Source organism: Phaeodactylibacter sp., from assembly GCF_022763345.1.
In the GTDB taxonomy this organism is placed as follows: Bacteria; Bacteroidota; Bacteroidia; order Chitinophagales; family Saprospiraceae; genus Phaeodactylibacter.
In genome coordinates, this window is sequence record NZ_JALEGS010000048.1 from 13,588 (window position 1) to 28,941 (window position 15,354).

At 52.3% G+C, this 15,354-nt stretch carries 11 protein-coding genes; 6 read left to right on the plus strand and 5 right to left on the minus strand.

Features of this window, described 5'->3' with window-relative positions:
• Positions 1-131: 131 nt before the first annotated feature.
• Positions 132-1,799 (plus strand): metallophosphoesterase family protein, encoded by a 1,668-nt coding sequence (locus tag MRY86_RS12330; protein ID WP_293563010.1) that lies wholly within the window; start codon positions 132-134, stop codon positions 1,797-1,799.
• A 33-nt stretch (positions 1,800-1,832) separates the two neighbouring features.
• Positions 1,833-2,807 carry a polyprenyl synthetase family protein gene (locus MRY86_RS12335; protein ID WP_293563009.1) on the plus strand — a complete coding sequence of 325 codons (975 nt, stop codon included), beginning with the start codon at positions 1,833-1,835 and terminating at the stop codon, positions 2,805-2,807.
• Positions 2,808-2,899: 92 nt separating this feature from the next.
• Here MRY86_RS12335 and MRY86_RS12340 read toward each other — a convergent pair whose 3' ends face one another.
• Genes MRY86_RS12340 through MRY86_RS12355 form a run of 4 tightly spaced genes read right to left on the minus strand, consistent with a single transcriptional unit; the run spans position 2,900 to position 8,052 of the window.
• On the minus strand, positions 2,900-4,384 hold the full coding sequence (locus tag MRY86_RS12340) for a T9SS type A sorting domain-containing protein (protein ID WP_293563008.1): 1,485 nt from the start codon (positions 4,382-4,384) through the stop codon (positions 2,900-2,902).
• A 15-nt stretch (positions 4,385-4,399) separates the two neighbouring features.
• Complete coding sequence (locus tag MRY86_RS12345; RefSeq protein WP_293563007.1) at positions 4,400-5,782, minus strand: alpha/beta fold hydrolase; 1,383 nt, start codon at positions 5,780-5,782, stop codon at positions 4,400-4,402.
• Positions 5,783-5,839: 57 nt separating this feature from the next.
• Entirely contained in the window at positions 5,840-7,114 is a 1,275-nt protein-coding gene (locus tag MRY86_RS12350) for an aminotransferase class V-fold PLP-dependent enzyme (protein WP_293563006.1), read from the minus strand.
• 44 nt (positions 7,115-7,158) lie between these two features.
• Entirely contained in the window at positions 7,159-8,052 is an 894-nt protein-coding gene (locus MRY86_RS12355) for an AraC family transcriptional regulator (RefSeq protein WP_293563005.1), read from the minus strand.
• A gap of 178 nt (positions 8,053-8,230) precedes the next feature.
• Between MRY86_RS12355 and MRY86_RS12360 the strand changes: the two genes are divergently transcribed.
• Both MRY86_RS12360 and MRY86_RS12365 read left to right on the plus strand, forming a co-directional pair.
• On the plus strand, positions 8,231-8,851 hold the full coding sequence (locus tag MRY86_RS12360; protein WP_293563004.1) for an HAD family phosphatase: 621 nt from the start codon (positions 8,231-8,233) through the stop codon (positions 8,849-8,851).
• 287 nt (positions 8,852-9,138) lie between these two features.
• Positions 9,139-12,264, plus strand: coding sequence for a glycosyl hydrolase (locus MRY86_RS12365; RefSeq protein ID WP_293571530.1), 3,126 nt, complete (start codon positions 9,139-9,141; stop codon positions 12,262-12,264).
• Positions 12,265-12,355: 91 nt separating this feature from the next.
• On the opposite strand, the gene MRY86_RS12370 is transcribed toward MRY86_RS12365, so the two are convergent.
• Positions 12,356-12,718, minus strand: a complete 363-nt coding sequence (locus MRY86_RS12370; protein ID WP_293568752.1) for a hypothetical protein — start codon at positions 12,716-12,718, stop codon at positions 12,356-12,358.
• Positions 12,719-12,884: 166 nt separating this feature from the next.
• Here MRY86_RS12370 and MRY86_RS12375 point away from each other — a divergent pair, with 166 nt between their 5' ends.
• Positions 12,885-14,384 (plus strand): hypothetical protein, encoded by a 1,500-nt coding sequence (locus MRY86_RS12375; protein WP_293571532.1) that lies wholly within the window; start codon positions 12,885-12,887, stop codon positions 14,382-14,384.
• Between the two features lie 66 nt (positions 14,385-14,450).
• The gene (locus MRY86_RS12380) at positions 14,451-15,350 is read left to right on the plus strand and encodes a helix-turn-helix domain-containing protein (protein WP_293567595.1); all 900 of its coding nucleotides are present in this window, start codon (positions 14,451-14,453) and stop codon (positions 15,348-15,350) included.
• Positions 15,351-15,354 lie beyond the last annotated feature (4 nt).

Consider the following 15,354-nt stretch of genomic DNA (forward strand, 5'->3'; position numbering starts at 1 on the left):
TGCAACTGAAAACCGTTACAGCAGTATAAACAATAACGGTGCTGGCCGGATTTATTTCCGGAATCAGCCCAATGCCTATACCTTTGGCGTATAGGATACCGTTATAGAGCGACTGAAAAAATCAACCATAGATGCGTGTAACCCATCATCTGCCTTATTTATTGCTATTGACTTTCGTATCGTCCACCGCTACTGAGCTGATGGGGCTGACTGCCCGCTATCGGTGTATGTGGCGCGACGACCCGGCCACTACGATGGTTATTGGCTGGGATCAGGTCTCTGGTTCCAATCCAGTCCTGCATTTTGACGAAATCGACTACGGCGGGCAAGCCAATGCCTATCGTTACCGCAAAGCCCCGGACCGCTTTATCAGAGCAAAGGGCATGCAGAACCAATTTGTACGCCTGACCGGGCTAAAGCCTAATACGGTGTACTATTTTGTCATTCAGGATAGCGAGGGGATGAGCAAGCGCATGTCTTTTAAGACCACGCCCAACAACCCAAATCAGCCCTTGTCCATCATTGCCGGGGGCGACTCCCGGAATAACCGTCAGGCTAGGGTGACGGCCAACCGCCTGGTCAGCAAACTGCGCCCCCACTTCGTTATTTTCAATGGGGATATGACCGGCGGGGATACCAACGAAAACTGGCGCGACTGGTTTGATGACTGGCAGGAAACCATCGGTAGTGATGGACGGTTATTCCCAATCGTCACCTCCCGGGGTAATCATGAGCGGGAAAATGCATCGATCACAGAGCTTTTCGATGTTCCCAGCATTGATGTTTACTATGCGCTTACCTTCGGAGGAGACCTTTTCCGTTTGTATACCCTCAATTCGATGATTGCGCCTGCCGGCAGTCAGGCCATATGGCTGGAAGGGGATTTGGAAGCCAATCAACATGTGACCTGGAAAATGGCGCAGTACCACCACGGTATGCGGCCCCACACTAGGGGAAAGCCCGAAAAAGATGAACTCTACAACAACTGGGCTCGTCTTTTTTACACCTACGAAGTAGACTTGGTCCTGGAGTCTGATGCCCACGTGGTTAAAACCACCTACCCTCTCCGGCCGTTCCGTGGCGCGGGCAGTGATCAGGGCTTCATTAGAGACGATGAGCGTGGAACCGTATACGTTGGAGAAGGTTGCTGGGGCGCGCCACTCCGGAATGCCGACGATGCCAAGGAATGGACCCGGGCACATGACAGCTTCAATCAATTCAAGTGGATATTCGTCATGCCTGACCGGATAGAGGTCCGAACTGTGAAAACAGATGAGTCCCTAAATGTAGCGGAGGTGAGCCATAACAACCTCTTCGAAATTCCTCTCGGGCTGAACGTCTGGACACCTTCCACCGGAGATGTTGTCTACATCCAAAATGACAGGATAGCTCAAACTTCCCGTCAACCGATACGCGATGCTGTACGCGAACGCATTCAGGAACGCAGGGAGGAACGGCTGGCAGACAATAACCCTGCTCCGCCCGAAACCGTTGCTCCGCCGTCACCCGCCCAAGCAGAACCTTCTGACCCAAATGACTGGTCCCCCTACACCAAGGTGATGCCCGATGCCCAAAACTTTATTACTGTAAAGTTTACCATGCCCAGGCCCGGCCCGGTTGCTGCACAGCTTATCGATAGAGAGTACGCTATCCGTGACCGCTTCAATATACCTGCGGAGAAACCCGGTGAGCGCGTCAAGAAGTTTCCGGTCAATGCCACACTGCCGAAAGGGGAATATTTGCTCATCATTCGAAGTGGTAAGGAGGTACTCCGGAAATATCAGGTGGTCAAACGATGAAGTTTTGTAGTTTTGGGCAGTAAAACCAAGTCCATGGCCACATCCTTAGACGCGATAAAAAAACCGATCGAAGAAGAGCTGAACCACTTTGAAGTGCGCTTTCGGGAAGCCATGCGCAGCCCGGTTTCTCTGCTCGACAAAATCACCTACTACATCGTTCGCCGAAAGGGTAAGCAGGTCAGGCCTATGTTTGTCTTCCTTGCTGCCAAAGTTTGCGGCACAGTGGGCGACTCCACCTATCACGCCGCTTCCCTTGTGGAGCTGCTGCATACCGCAACGCTCGTCCACGATGATGTGGTGGACGACTCCTTTGAGCGCCGGGGGTTCTTTTCCGTCAATGCACTTTGGAAAAACAAAATCGCCGTCCTCGTCGGCGACTATTTTCTTTCGCAGGGGCTGCTGCTTGCCCTGAAAAACAAAGAATACCGCCTGCTGGAAATCGTCTCCAACGCTGTCAAAGCCATGAGTGAGGGGGAGCTGCTACAGATTGAGAAAGCCCGCCGGCTGGATATCAAGGAGGAAATCTACTACGATATTATCCGCCAAAAAACGGCTTCCCTAATTGCGGCAGCCTGTAGCGCCGGGGCTTCCTCCACCGTACAGGATGACGAACAAATTGAAAAAATGCGCCTCTTCGGAGAGAAGATCGGCATTGCGTTTCAAATCCGCGATGATCTCTTTGACTACGGCACGGATGATGTGGGCAAACCACTGGGCATAGACATCAAGGAAAAGAAAATGACCCTGCCCCTGATCTATGCCCTGGATCAGGCACCCAAAAAGGACCGTAAGCACATCATCAGCACCATAAAGCGATACAGCGACCAACCGGAAAAGGTGAAGGAGGTCGTCGACTTCGTACGGCAAAGTGGTGGCCTCGATTATGCGAAGGAAGCCATGCTGCGCTATCGCTCAGAAGCGTTTGAGCTACTACGGACCTTCCCGGAAACACCTTCCCGGCAATCGCTGGAAGATTTAGTGACTTTCGTAACGGAGCGGAAGCGATAAAAAAAGCCCACGCCAAAGCGCAGGCTCGAAACCACTCTCTTGCCGGGCTTTCCGAAGAAAGCCTGACACTATGAAAACTGTTACATCTTTAATTACTCTTTGACAAAAGACCGGGGCTCAATGGCTCCGGCGTTGGTATGATACCGGGCCCAGTAGGTTCCACTCGCCCAGCGGCTTACATCCAATTGGCCTGTCTGTCCTATCTGACCTGCCCACTTCAGTTGGCCAGCTGCATCGAAAACCTGCACCTGCCCCGGTGATCCAGCTGCAAAGTGCAGCACCTCTTGTGCCGGATTAGGAAATACCTGGAAATCAGCCTCAGCATTACCACCTGTAGTACCAATAGCTGAGGCTAATTCCGAAAAAAAGAGGTAGTCCTGTTGATTGTAATTAGCCAGATAGAGATCTGCAATGCCATCCCCATTAAAATCATTGGCGTGCACTCCGGTACCCTGTGTGAAATTGGCCTGGGGCAAGACCGACTCCGGGGCAACCGTGAACTTAGCATTTCCATCATTTAAAAGCACATGATAGGCTCGCGAGCCCGGGACCGACCACTGCGTAAGAATAAGGTCCGCATCCCCATCCTGATCAAAGTCAAGGGGCTGGGCTTCCAGCGTAGTTTCATTCGTAATGTTCCCGGGAAGATTGCTGGTAGTCACATCTTCAAAGAATCCGTTGCCGTCATTTAGGAGCAACCTGTCAATTCCTGCTGCCAGGGGTGACCAACCGACGTTGGAAAGGTAGACATCTGTGTCACCATCGCCGTCTGCATCCAGCAGGCTGACCTTCCGGGTTTCCATGGCGAAGGGCCAAATCGGCAGGCGTTCATTCGCCTCCGTAAAAACACCTTCTTCGTTGAGATAGATATTGCTGCCACCGGATTCTGCGCCCTCAAAAATATCCAGGTCACCATCGTTATCAATGTCAAATGCTTTCAGATCTTGTGTGCCATCAGCATTATTCGGCCAGCGGTCTACGGTCTCATTGGAGAAGTTCGCCCCACCGTCATTAATCAGCACGGTATTGTTCCCTTTATTGCCGATGATGATATCGGGGCTGCCATCGGCATTGATATCCATGACCAAAACGGCATTCCCGATACTTTGAGGGAAGGTGTAGTTGGCAAAGGTGAACTTTCCGTTTCCGTCATTGAGGAGCAGCTCGTGATTGGGCGTATCCTCAGAGACGAAAAGTAAATCCAGATCACCATCTCCATCGAAATCAGCAATACCAATATCTTCACTGTCTTCCCCGGGGAAATTATCTGAAGTATCGTACTCCGGCAACATCCGCTCCGGATCAAGGGTAAAATGCCCGCTCCCGTTATTAAAGAAAATCAGGTTTTCCAAGGCTTCGCCAGCCAGGACAATATCCAGGTCACCATCTCCATCCAGGTCGGCGCTTTCCACATCCATCGTTGCGCCGCTGGTAAATGCGGCAGGCATCTGATTCGTGGCATCCACATAGTTTTGGGCAAACAAGCCCAGAGGCATCAGCAAAGTGATACTTAGTAGTTGGGTAAAACCAGTTGTGTATTTTATTTTTCGAGAAGCCCTTAGATAAATACGCATCATGTTGTTGCTTTTTAGTTAGCGGGTTTTTCCTAATACACCGTTCATCCAGTTAAACAGGCCATCGGCAAACTGATCATTAAAGTTGTTTTGGTAGTAGGCTGCCCGTACCTCGCTCTGCCCGGTGGCAAAATCCAGTTGTTCTTCAAAATTGTCCATTTTGAGCAGGGAGTGATTGGTCTTTTCGATGAGCTGAAACGTACCATTGCCAGGGCGCTCCCGGTTGATTAGGCCAGCCAGTTGCTTTGCGCCCCGGTCATCAATCGCAGCCAGGTCGTATTCGCCGTACATGGCCAGCACGGGGCAGTCCACCCTTTGCCATTCGGCAGGCAGATTTTTCCGGTCCAGGGTTTGCCAGAAAGAGTAATGCCTTCCAAAACAATGCTCCTGGCCATTGTAGGACATCAAACCGGCAAAAGCAGCCCGGTCTGCATCGGTCTTCAGGAATTCGGCAGGAGCCAACTCCTCATCAAAGTAGGCATTCAGCAGGTGCCGGCCAGCCTGCCAATCCGCCATCGCCTGCCCGGGGTCTTCGCCCATGCGTATCCGCTGATCCCAATGAATGTCGAACATGTAGTCCTTCCAGGGCTTAAGCACGAAACCAAAGGCCATGACACCGGCGGGCTGGAACTCAGCTGCCAGGAAGGGCGCCACTACTCCGCCCAGAGAGTGCCCGTACAGGAATAATTGTTCCTTATCAATGCCCTCCTGTTTCAGCAATGCTTCATATCCGGCTTTAAATGCTAAAAGCTCGGCATCAAAATCTATGCTTTCACAGTCCGGCGTGCCGGCGCTCTCCCCCACTCCAGGCTTTTCCACCCGGAATACGGCATAACCATTGGACACCCATTGGTTAAACAACTTACGCATCGGGCTGTGGGGGCTGCCATGCTCTACGGTTTGACAGGTGTAGCCCTGCAGGAAATATATGACTGGAAATGGGCCATCTCCTTCCGGCTTTTCGAGAAAAGACCGCAGGTGCCCACCACCATAAGGCACCTCACCGAAGTCGACAGTAGCCCCCGGAGCCAGCGGGAGCGGACGGGCACCCATAGGGCCTGTTTGTGTCAGCTTACGGCCGTCTCTGATGGTAGTCAGGACAACTTCCTCCCCTGCGCTGAGTTCACCTAGCTGAGCTACAATGCCAGCCGGGCTTTCCACCGCTTCACCATTGACCTCAAGGACCAGATCGCCTTCGGCTATTCCAATAGCTTCGGCAGCGGATCCTGGCATTACCTTCGCCACTTTAATCCCCTTTGGAGCATCCATACCCGCCTTAAGCGCTTCCGTTGCGCTAAGGGCTGCAGGATAAATGCCCAACGTACCAGAACGTTTGAGGTGCTGTGCCTGCAATACCGTAACACTAAGGACAAGCGCACACCATAGTAACCCTATTCTCATGACTTCCTTTTTCAACAAAGGTAGCCGCTCTTCCAACGCCGGGGTTGCACTAAATTGCTAATTAGAACGCACATAGTCTTTTATGGCAAGTACGAGGCGGTCCAGGTCTTCTGCGAGCGTGTAGACATTGGGCGTGATGCGCACCCCATTGATGCCTTCCCATTTGATGGGGACGGTATGGATTTTGTATTTCTTGAAAAGATGGTCATAGAGCTTCCCGGCGTCACGGTCTCCAAACCCGACATTAGCAATCGCACCTGCAAGGTCGGGGTTTTCGGGCGTGTAGCTCCGGAAGCCCGGCAGGTCCCGCACCTGATCCACCCAGTAGGTGCGCAGGTATTTCAGCCGGGCCTCTTTTCGGGCGCTGCCAATGAGTTTATGAAACTGCACGGCCTGCCCGATCGCCTGCTCAATGGCGAAGGAACGCGTGCCCAAGTGTTCGAATTTACGGATATCACTGCTGTCCGGCTCAGGGGCTGCGAATAAGGGATAGATGGCCTCAATTTTAGGTTGGCGCACATAGAGCAGCCCGCTACCGAATGGGGCACAGAGCCATTTGTGCAAACTGGTGCCCAGGTAATCGCACTGCAGTTCCTCCACCTTAAAATCCAGGTGCACGAAGGAGTGAGCAGCATCTACCATAACGTCGATCTCCCTTGCCCGGGCCTCCTCCGCGATGGCACGCACCGGCAATACCTGCCCGTTCCAGTTGATCATATGTGTCAGGTGGACAACACGGGTTTTATCCGTAAACTGACTGATGTAACGCTCGGCGATGGCGCTTTCCTCTTCCATTGGCAGGTCCAGATCGACCCATTTGAGTACGACCCCGTCCCGGTGAGCCCGCTGTTTCCAGGCATTCATCATATTAGGATAGTCGTACTTGCTCAGCACCACTTCATCCCCTGCCTTCAGCTGTAGTCCAAAAATGACGGTCTCAAGGGCTTCTGAGGCGTTCCGGTTGATGGCCACTTCCTCCGGGCTACTGCCCAGCAAGCCAGCCAGCTGAGCCCTCAGGGGTTCCCTGCCTTTATCGAGAATGCGCCACATATAATAGGAGGGCGCTTCGTTGCTTAGCCGGTTGTAGCGTTCCACGGCTTCTTGTACTACTTTTGGTGAAGGGCTGACGCCGCCGTTGTTGAGGTTGAGGATGGTTGGAGATACGGTATAGGCTTGCTGGATCAGCCGCCAAAAGTCCTCATCGGTGGCATCTGGTTGCCGGGCGAGCGCTTCCAGCAGTGCTTGACCGGAATCAGACTGAAAGAAAGGCAGCGTAGCCAAAGTACCAGCGACGGTGCCCATATGAGAGAAGAACTTCCTTCGGGAGTGCATAGTAAACTGGGATTTTCAGACAATATACACAAGAGGACGGAAAATCATGGGCATTGTGCACGAAAACGAGAGGGGGATTCGCCCGCAAGGCGTTTAAATGTCCGGCTAAAATACTGAAGGTCGCTAAAACCACACTGTGCAGCAACTTCGGTTACACTCAGGTGAGGCTGGCGAAGCAAGGCCTTGGCCTGACGAATACGTTCCCGCTGCATAAATTGATTGGGCGAAAGCCCGAATGCCTGCCGAAACGTCCGGATAAAATGGAACTCCGATAAAGCCGCCTCCCGGGCCACTTCACTGACCAGCATCGGCTGGCTGAGGTTGTCCAGCATGTAAGCCTTGGCGATGGTCAACCGCTGATGCAGCTCCTCCCTGGTGGAACGGCGCTTGGCATGGATCGCAAAAACTTCTTTTCCTACCTGAAACTCTTTCTGTACCACAGCGAGGGCCAGCTGCTCAAAAAGGGTGTCACTATCCTGATACAGGGTATGAGGATTGTGCAGCAAACTCCGGACAATGGATTCAATGGGGGAATGCCGGACAGGATAAGTCCGTTGACGAACCTCAAAGGGTTTTGCGGAGACCTGCTCATCCAGCAATTGTTCAGCAGACTGCCCGAGCAGAGATTGCGCATTACGGACCTGCTCCGGATCGATGTACAGACAAAGCCCTTTGACAATTTTTCGGGACCGCACAAAAGCCGTAACCTCCTGCTGATGGTTAACCATCAGGAATTGACCGGCTTTCACATGGTACAGCTGCCCATCCACTTCGTACTGTTCTTCCCCTTCCTGCACATACTTGATCCCGATGCCCTGACTTGGCCGTTGGGAAACCCAATCCTGCAGATCTGAATAAACCACCCGGTTCAGGGGGTTATACCCCGTTTTGAATGCTTTAAAGCCCTCTGCTTGTACAAACTGTGGATCTAACCTCATCTTATTGCGTTGATCATTTTGCTTAAAGACACCGATTCATCGAGCTGCCCTGCCTTAAAAAAGTATTTAAAAAGCCCGCTGTTAGACAAAACCCGGGAAAGTAGGAGGTGGGATTCGTATGCTTGCCCCACTTCAGGCGGCCTAAATATTCCTATCTTGCGGCAACAACGCTAAATTTATGAACCCATCACCAATGGATACGATTATTTTCGACCTTGGGGGCGTTCTTATCGACTGGAACCCCCGCCATTTATTCCGCAAGCTCTTTGAGGAGGAGCAGGAAATGGAGCACTTTCTGGAGCATGTTTGCACAGGCGACTGGAATGAGCAACAGGACGGCGGGCGCCCATTCGCGGAAGCTATAGCCTTGAAAACGGCTGAATTTCCGGAATACAAGCCTCAGATAAAAGCCTTCTTCGAACGGTGGCCAGAGATGCTCGGCGGGCCGATTGAGGGTACGGTCTCCATCCTTGAGCGAATCCATCAGGAGCAACGTTACCGCCTGCTAGCTTTAACCAACTGGAGCCACGAGACCTGGCCTATCGCCTGGGAGCGCTATGAATTTTTGAAATATTTTGAAGACATTCTGGTATCCGGAAAAGAAAAGCTCAAAAAACCCGACCCCAAAATCTATCAACTGCTGCTGGAGCGCAACGGTGTCCACCCCGAAGAAGCCTTGTTTATTGACGACAGCCACCGCAATGTACTGGCAGCCCGGAAGGAAGGCATCCGCACCATTCACTTTACCAACCCAACGGCCCTGCGCACCACTTTACAACATTTCGGCGTGATCGGCTAGCTTAGTGCAACATTTCCAGGTCGTTGTACGTAAAAATCAGGCATAGCGGCAAGCTTTACAGTGGAAAACACATCATTGATGACTTCTATGCTTATATTTAGCCGCAAACACTAGGGAAAGCCGGGCATAGCTCAGCTTTAGAACGACATTCAGCATACTTTGAGAAGGTAGTGCCAAAACATAGGAACAACCTAAGCACTGCCGAAAAAACACATACGGTGAGAAAACGATCTACGGGAAAGCGTGCCCTTACCCCCCATAGTCCTTTCATAACTAAACGCATAGGTATGAAACAGTTCCTGGTATGGGCCGCGCTAATTTTCCTATCCGCACAAGCCTTAGCACAGCCTCAACAACTCGTCCGGCAAAAGCTGCTGGAGGGTCTGTCCTGGCGCAACATTGGCCCCTACAGAGGTGGCCGCTGCGTTGCTGTTGCTGGTGTGCCCAGTTACCCTCTGCGCTTTTACATGGGCACTACAGGCGGGGGCATCTGGAAGACCGAGGATGCCGGCCAAAGCTGGGACAACTGCTCCGATGGCTTCTTTAATACCGGCTCGATCGGCGCCATAGCCGTAGCGCCTTCTGACCACAATACCATTTACGCAGGCACAGGCGAGCATCCGGTCCGGGGTGTGATGACCAGTGCCGGAGATGGCGTTTATAAATCACAGGACGGAGGCCGCTCCTGGCAATACCTGGGCTTAAAATATGCCCGCCACATTTCTGCTATTGTGGTCCACCCGAGGTATCCAGACATTGTCTACGTGGCCGTGCAGGGTGCGGTACACGGCCCTTCTGAGACCCGAGGCGTGTACCGGAGTATGGATGGGGGCATGTCCTGGCAGAAAACTCTTTTCATCAACGAAACGACCGGGGCGGCCAGCCTGAGCATAGACCCTTCCAACCCCAGAATACTTTACGCCGGCATGTGGGACCACCTCCGCTCCCCCTGGAGCATCCGGAGTGGCGGCGAAGGCTCCGGGCTTTATCGCTCCACTGATGGCGGGCTGAACTGGGAAAAACTGGGCGAAGGCCTGCCTGAAGAAATGGGCAAGGTAGGAGTGTGCGTCGCACCTTCCAACCCGGCAAAAGTTTACGCCGTAATTGAGGCTGAAAACGGAGGCGTGTACCGCTCTGAGGACAGGGGGGAGCACTGGGAGCTGGTCAACAATCAGCGGGTCACCGTTGCCCGGGCCTGGTACTACACCAAGATCGCAGTGGACCCAACTGATGAGGAAACGGTGTATGTACTCAACGCCCCGTTACTGAAATCCAATAACGGTGGGAAAGATTTCACCAGCGTTTCCAATCCGCATACCGATCAACACGCACTGTGGATCAACCCGCGTAATCCAGAGATTATGGTACTGGGCAACGATGGAGGGGCGACCGTGACCCTTAACGGCGGCAAAACCTGGTCATCCCAACACAATCAACCCACCGCTCAGCTCTACCGCATCGCGACCGACAACCGCTTCCCTTACTACATCTATGCAGGACAGCAGGACAATTCCACCCTTGCCATTCCCAGCCGGACGGCCGATGCGGGTATTGCTGACCGCCACTGGTACCCGGTCGCAGGGGGTGAAAGCGCCTTCATCGCCCTTGACCCCGACAATCCCAAACGAGTCTATGGCGGCAGCTATCAAGGGAATCTTTCGGTTTATGACCAGGAAACAAAACTGACGAACGACATTATGGCTTACCCGGCCCTGCGCCTCGGTAAAGCGCCCAAAGACATGAAGTACCGCTTCAACTGGAATGCCCCGCTGCTGGTACAGCCCCAAAACCCAAATGTGCTGCTGCATGGTGCCAATGTGGTGTTGCGCAGTGAGGATGGCGGGCTTTCCTGGACAGAAATCAGCCCAGACCTTACCCGTAATGAACCTGAAAAACAGGGACAAGGCGGCGGCCCCTTTACCAATGAAGGTGCAGGTGGTGAAAATTACAACACTATCAGCTACCTGGCTTACTCCCCACATGGAGCGGGAGTCATCTGGGCAGGTAGTGATGACGGACTGCTGCACCTGACTACCAATGACGGCGAAAACTGGGTGGACGTCACCCCGCCCAATCTCGGTGAAGCATACATCAACTGCATCGAAGTTTCTCCTCATGACCCCGATCGGGTCTATGTAGTGGCCATGAAGTATAAATTCAACAACTTTGAGCCTCTGGTCTACTTGTCTGAGGATCAGGGAGCAACCTGGCGAAAAATCACAAGAGGTATAGACGCTGAGCATTTCATAAGAGTCGTGCGGGAAGACCCGGTCCGTCCGGGCTTGCTCTACGGCGGAAGCGAAAGGGGGTTCTACATTTCCTTTGATGATGGGCAGCGCTGGCAGCCCTTTCAGCTTAACCTGCCCGTATGCCCCATCACCGATTTGAAAGTGCAGGGCAACGACCTGATTGCTGCGACATCGGGCCGCTCTTTTTGGATCCTTGACGGGCTGTCCCCGTTGCGGCAAATTGAAGACAACATTATACAGCGCGCCTACCTTTTCGAACCGGAGCCTGCCATCCGCTATCTTGCCGACCTCCCGGATGAGCCGGTGTATGGCCTTGGAGAGAACCCACCCAATGGCTTGCAAATTGCGTACTATCTGCCCGAGGCGCTGGATAGTTTCCGGCTGCAGCTGGAGGTACTCGATGCTTTTGGCAATACGCTTCGGACCTTCACCAATGAAGCACCTGAATCAGCAGATGCCTACGAAGGCGGGCCCAAACCGGAACCCACCCTGCCCGCCTGCCGGGGACTCAATGTTTTCCACTGGGACCTAAGGCGGGAGCCTATGCCTGGTGTGCCCAGTGTTTTCATCCTTGGGGACTATAAAGGTAGCCTGGTCCCGCCCGGACAATACCGTATCCGGCTGACCACCCCCTATGGTGTGCTGAAAAGCGATGCTGTCCTACAGGCAGACCCCCGGCTTAATGCCCCTCAGGAGGCTTACCTTGCCCAGCAGGAGCTGCTGCTGAGCATTGAGTCGGCGGTCCGTGAGGTCCATCAGTCGATACAGCACATGCGCAACGTCAAGCAACAGGTTAAACAACTGCATGCCAACCTTAAGCAAATTGACTGCACTCAGGAGATTTTGGATGCCGGTGAGCACCTTATCAACCGGATTACGGACTGGGAGGACAATCTTATTCAGCCGAAGCAGGAAACGCATCAGGATGTCATCAACTATCCCAACCGGCTGAGCGCAGAACTAATGGACCTGAAAGCCCGGATCGACCATCCTAAACCTGTGGTAACCAAGGGAGCGTTAATACGCCTGGAGCACCTTTTGCAACAGTGGGCTGGCATGAAAAAAGACATGCGGAAAATCACCAAAGACGACATTTCCGCTTTCAACGAGCTGTACAAGACTTATCAGATACCTGCCATTATGCTGCCGCTGGGGGCAGAATAAAGAAGCCGGTGCCTGTCATTTGGCAAGCACCAGCTTATCCCTTTTGATTACGGCTAACAACAGGGCGTCGTCAGCATACCTCTTGAAGCGGTTAAGGCCTTTCCAGGATAAACCGCTGATTGTTGCCTGCACCTGCGTTATCTAATTCCAGCTTTTCATTACTCAGCGTGTACAGGTAATTGATCTCAATGCCATTCAGGTCTACCATGATCATCGTATCGTTTTTGACGTAAGTCCCTTCATTGAAAAGCAGCCCTTTTTCAATAGTAAGGGTCCCTTCCTCCGTAAACTCATAGGTGGTCCCTTCATTGGCGTCCGCAAAATCGCCGAAGGCTTCGGTGATGATCCACTTTCCGAAGAAAGGATCAGCAGGGGTGATGGTTTCCTCTTCGTCCTTATTGCAGGAAGCGAGTAGAACAAAGCTGAACAGGAAAAAGCAGATTGTACGTTTCATTTTTAAAGCTTGTATTTTCATTTGGTAAAAAAGAACAATGCAAAATTAGGCCCACACGGCTACCTAAACCAAAAAAGTTAATTTCGATTTCAGGTTTCAAATAAAGCCAAAATGCTTTTTTCTGATTATTTTTAAAGAGCTTTAAACCAAAAACTTCATTTTTCAAATGGTCAATCCCCGGCTAATTCGCCTGATAAAAAGCCTGAGCCAAACGGAGAAAGCCTACTTCCAAAAACAGTCCATGGCCTTCCGGGGCGAGCAACAGCCCGCCTATCTGATGTTGTACAGAGCCCTGGTCAAACTGGAAGCATCGCCGGAGGCTATTCGGGAGCAGTTTAGTAAGGGGCGCAGCGCGGCCTACTTTCCCACACTTTGCCAATACCTTTACGAACAGCTACTCGACAGCCTTCATTGTTACCATCAGCAGAATAGTAAGCGCCGGAAGGCAGAACAGCAGTTTCAGCATGCACAACTGCTCATCGAACGAAGCCTCTATGAAGATGGCCTGGCCAAGCTACAACAGGTGCAAAAAGCGTGTGCCAAGCTGCAATACCTTACGCTTTGGCTGGAAGCGCTGCAACTTGAAAACCACACCATTGGCCTGCACTTCATGAGTGACGGCGCGCAGCGGAAAGCAGCTATTAACACACAGTCAGAACGCCTTATCCGACTATTGGAGCAGGAGCGCTTCTATTTTGCCCTTTACGACCGGCTCTATACCCACAGTAAGACCGAGCAAAGCCTGCGGCAGCCCAATGAAATGAAGGACCTGGAAATACAAATGTCCCACCCCTGGGTAGCGGATCAAAGCATTCCTCAAACGCTGCGCGCAAAACAACTTTTCAATGGTATCCATTACACTTTTCATACCCTGAAGGGCGATTACGAGCTGGCCTATTCCTACAGCGACCATAACCTCCGGCTCTGGGAGGAGCATCCGTTTATACGGCAGGAACGCTTCAAGGATTTTATGGCTTCCTACCTCAACCACATCAACTGGTGCTATCAGCTTAGAAAAACCACTCAACTCCGGGAACTGTTGGACGGCATCGGGCAATTGCGGCCCCCGACTTCCGAATATGCAGATTTGCTGAAAATCCGAAAGTGCCTGTATGAGATCAGTTTCATTGAGCTCACTCAGGACTACCAGCACTTCCCCGAAGTGGAAGCAGCTGCTCAAGCGCTTTTACGGTCCTCTTCCCTGAGTCTTTCCGAACGGCGGTTGCTGCTGTACAATATGACGTATCAGTGCTTTGTGCAGGAAACCTTTGAGCGTGCACTGGAGTACAGTGTTGCATTTCAGCAGTTGCCCTCATCTGAGGGGCAGGCGTATTTGCAGCGCAGCAGCCAACTCCTCAATCTGCTGATCCATTTTGAACTCGGAAACGGACAATTGCTGGAAAATACCTGTAGCGCGCACTACACCCGTTTTAAACGAGCCGGCCAGCTGCACAAATTTGAAGCCTTGTTCCTGCGGATGATCCGCAAGCTGGCTGCACTTATCGGTCAATTCAGGCCAAACTACGACTACGAATACTACCTGAGGGCTTTTCGTGAACTGAATACCGACCCCTACGAACGGCGGGCTTTTGAATACCTGGACATCATCCGATGGCTACAGGCCAAACAGCAGGGGTGCCCGATGCTTGAGGTCAAAAATCCGTAAAATGTACCGCTTAGGTTTTGGAAAGCATTATTTTAGCCCTGTTTGACAGGATTGAGACCATCTGATATGTCAGAACCCAAGAGCTTTAATATTGACGAACTGCGCTGTAATGCCTTCACCCGGGCAGGCAAACATTTTGACCTGGCCCGGCACGAGGTTTTCATGTCTGAGACGGATGGCTTTGCCTATCCCCACCGGCACAACTACTATATGCTACTGCTCGCCACTTCCGGCAACGGCAGTCAGCTGATCGACTTCAAGGCCTATGATGTCAAGCCGGGGCGCCTCTTCCTGATGTCGCCGGGAATGATACATGCCTGGGAACGGGATGAGGGACTGAAAGGATATGTACTGTTCTTTACGGCCGACTTTTTCACACAGCGCTACAACATGAATAAGCTGTATGAATTTCCATTTTACTCTTCCAGCTATGAGCATCCGTTTGTGGATTTGGATGAGCCGAATGCCGAGGCTTGCTGCACCCTGCTGGAGCAAATGCTAGAGGTGTACCGGGAAAATAAAACCGGGATGATGAGCATGCTGCGCTCCTACGTGAATGTCATCCTGTGCCGGGCACAACAGGTTTACGAAGACCGGTTTCAGGCCAACCCAAGCGAAACGCCGCAGCTGAGGGATATCATACAGCGGTTTGAGCAGCTGATTGATCTGCACTATAGCGAGACGAGGCTGGTAAAAGACTATGCGAAGTTGCTGCACCTAACGCCTAACTATTTAAATGCTGTTGCGAAGGAGAAGACAGGGCAATCGGCTGGACACCTCATCCGGCACCGGGTGATGCTGGAAGCTAAGCGCATGCTGGCTCACGAAAACCGGACGGTCGGTGAAATCAGCGATGCGCTTAACTTTAAGGATGCAGCCTATTTTTGCCGTTTTTTCAAGAAGTACGAAGCCACCACTCCGGAGCGCTTCCGTAAGCAGCTCTTCTCCAGAGCCGGGCATCGGTAAGTGA

Coding starts and splice junctions, on each gene's coding strand:
- MRY86_RS12380 (WP_293567595.1), top strand. CDS start 14,451: ATGTCAGAACCCAAGAGCTTTAATATTGACGAACTGCGCTGTAATGCC.
- MRY86_RS12370 (WP_293568752.1), bottom strand. CDS start 12,718: ATGAAACGTACAATCTGCTTTTTCCTGTTCAGCTTTGTTCTACTCGCT.
- MRY86_RS12365 (WP_293571530.1), top strand. CDS start 9,139: ATGAAACAGTTCCTGGTATGGGCCGCGCTAATTTTCCTATCCGCACAA.
- MRY86_RS12355 (WP_293563005.1), bottom strand. CDS start 8,052: ATGAGGTTAGATCCACAGTTTGTACAAGCAGAGGGCTTTAAAGCATTC.
- MRY86_RS12335 (WP_293563009.1), top strand. CDS start 1,833: ATGGCCACATCCTTAGACGCGATAAAAAAACCGATCGAAGAAGAGCTG.
- MRY86_RS12360 (WP_293563004.1), top strand. CDS start 8,231: ATGAACCCATCACCAATGGATACGATTATTTTCGACCTTGGGGGCGTT.
- MRY86_RS12375 (WP_293571532.1), top strand. CDS start 12,885: ATGGTCAATCCCCGGCTAATTCGCCTGATAAAAAGCCTGAGCCAAACG.
- MRY86_RS12345 (WP_293563007.1), bottom strand. CDS start 5,782: ATGAGAATAGGGTTACTATGGTGTGCGCTTGTCCTTAGTGTTACGGTA.
- MRY86_RS12340 (WP_293563008.1), bottom strand. CDS start 4,384: ATGATGCGTATTTATCTAAGGGCTTCTCGAAAAATAAAATACACAACT.
- MRY86_RS12330 (WP_293563010.1), top strand. CDS start 132: ATGCGTGTAACCCATCATCTGCCTTATTTATTGCTATTGACTTTCGTA.
- MRY86_RS12350 (WP_293563006.1), bottom strand. CDS start 7,114: ATGCACTCCCGAAGGAAGTTCTTCTCTCATATGGGCACCGTCGCTGGT.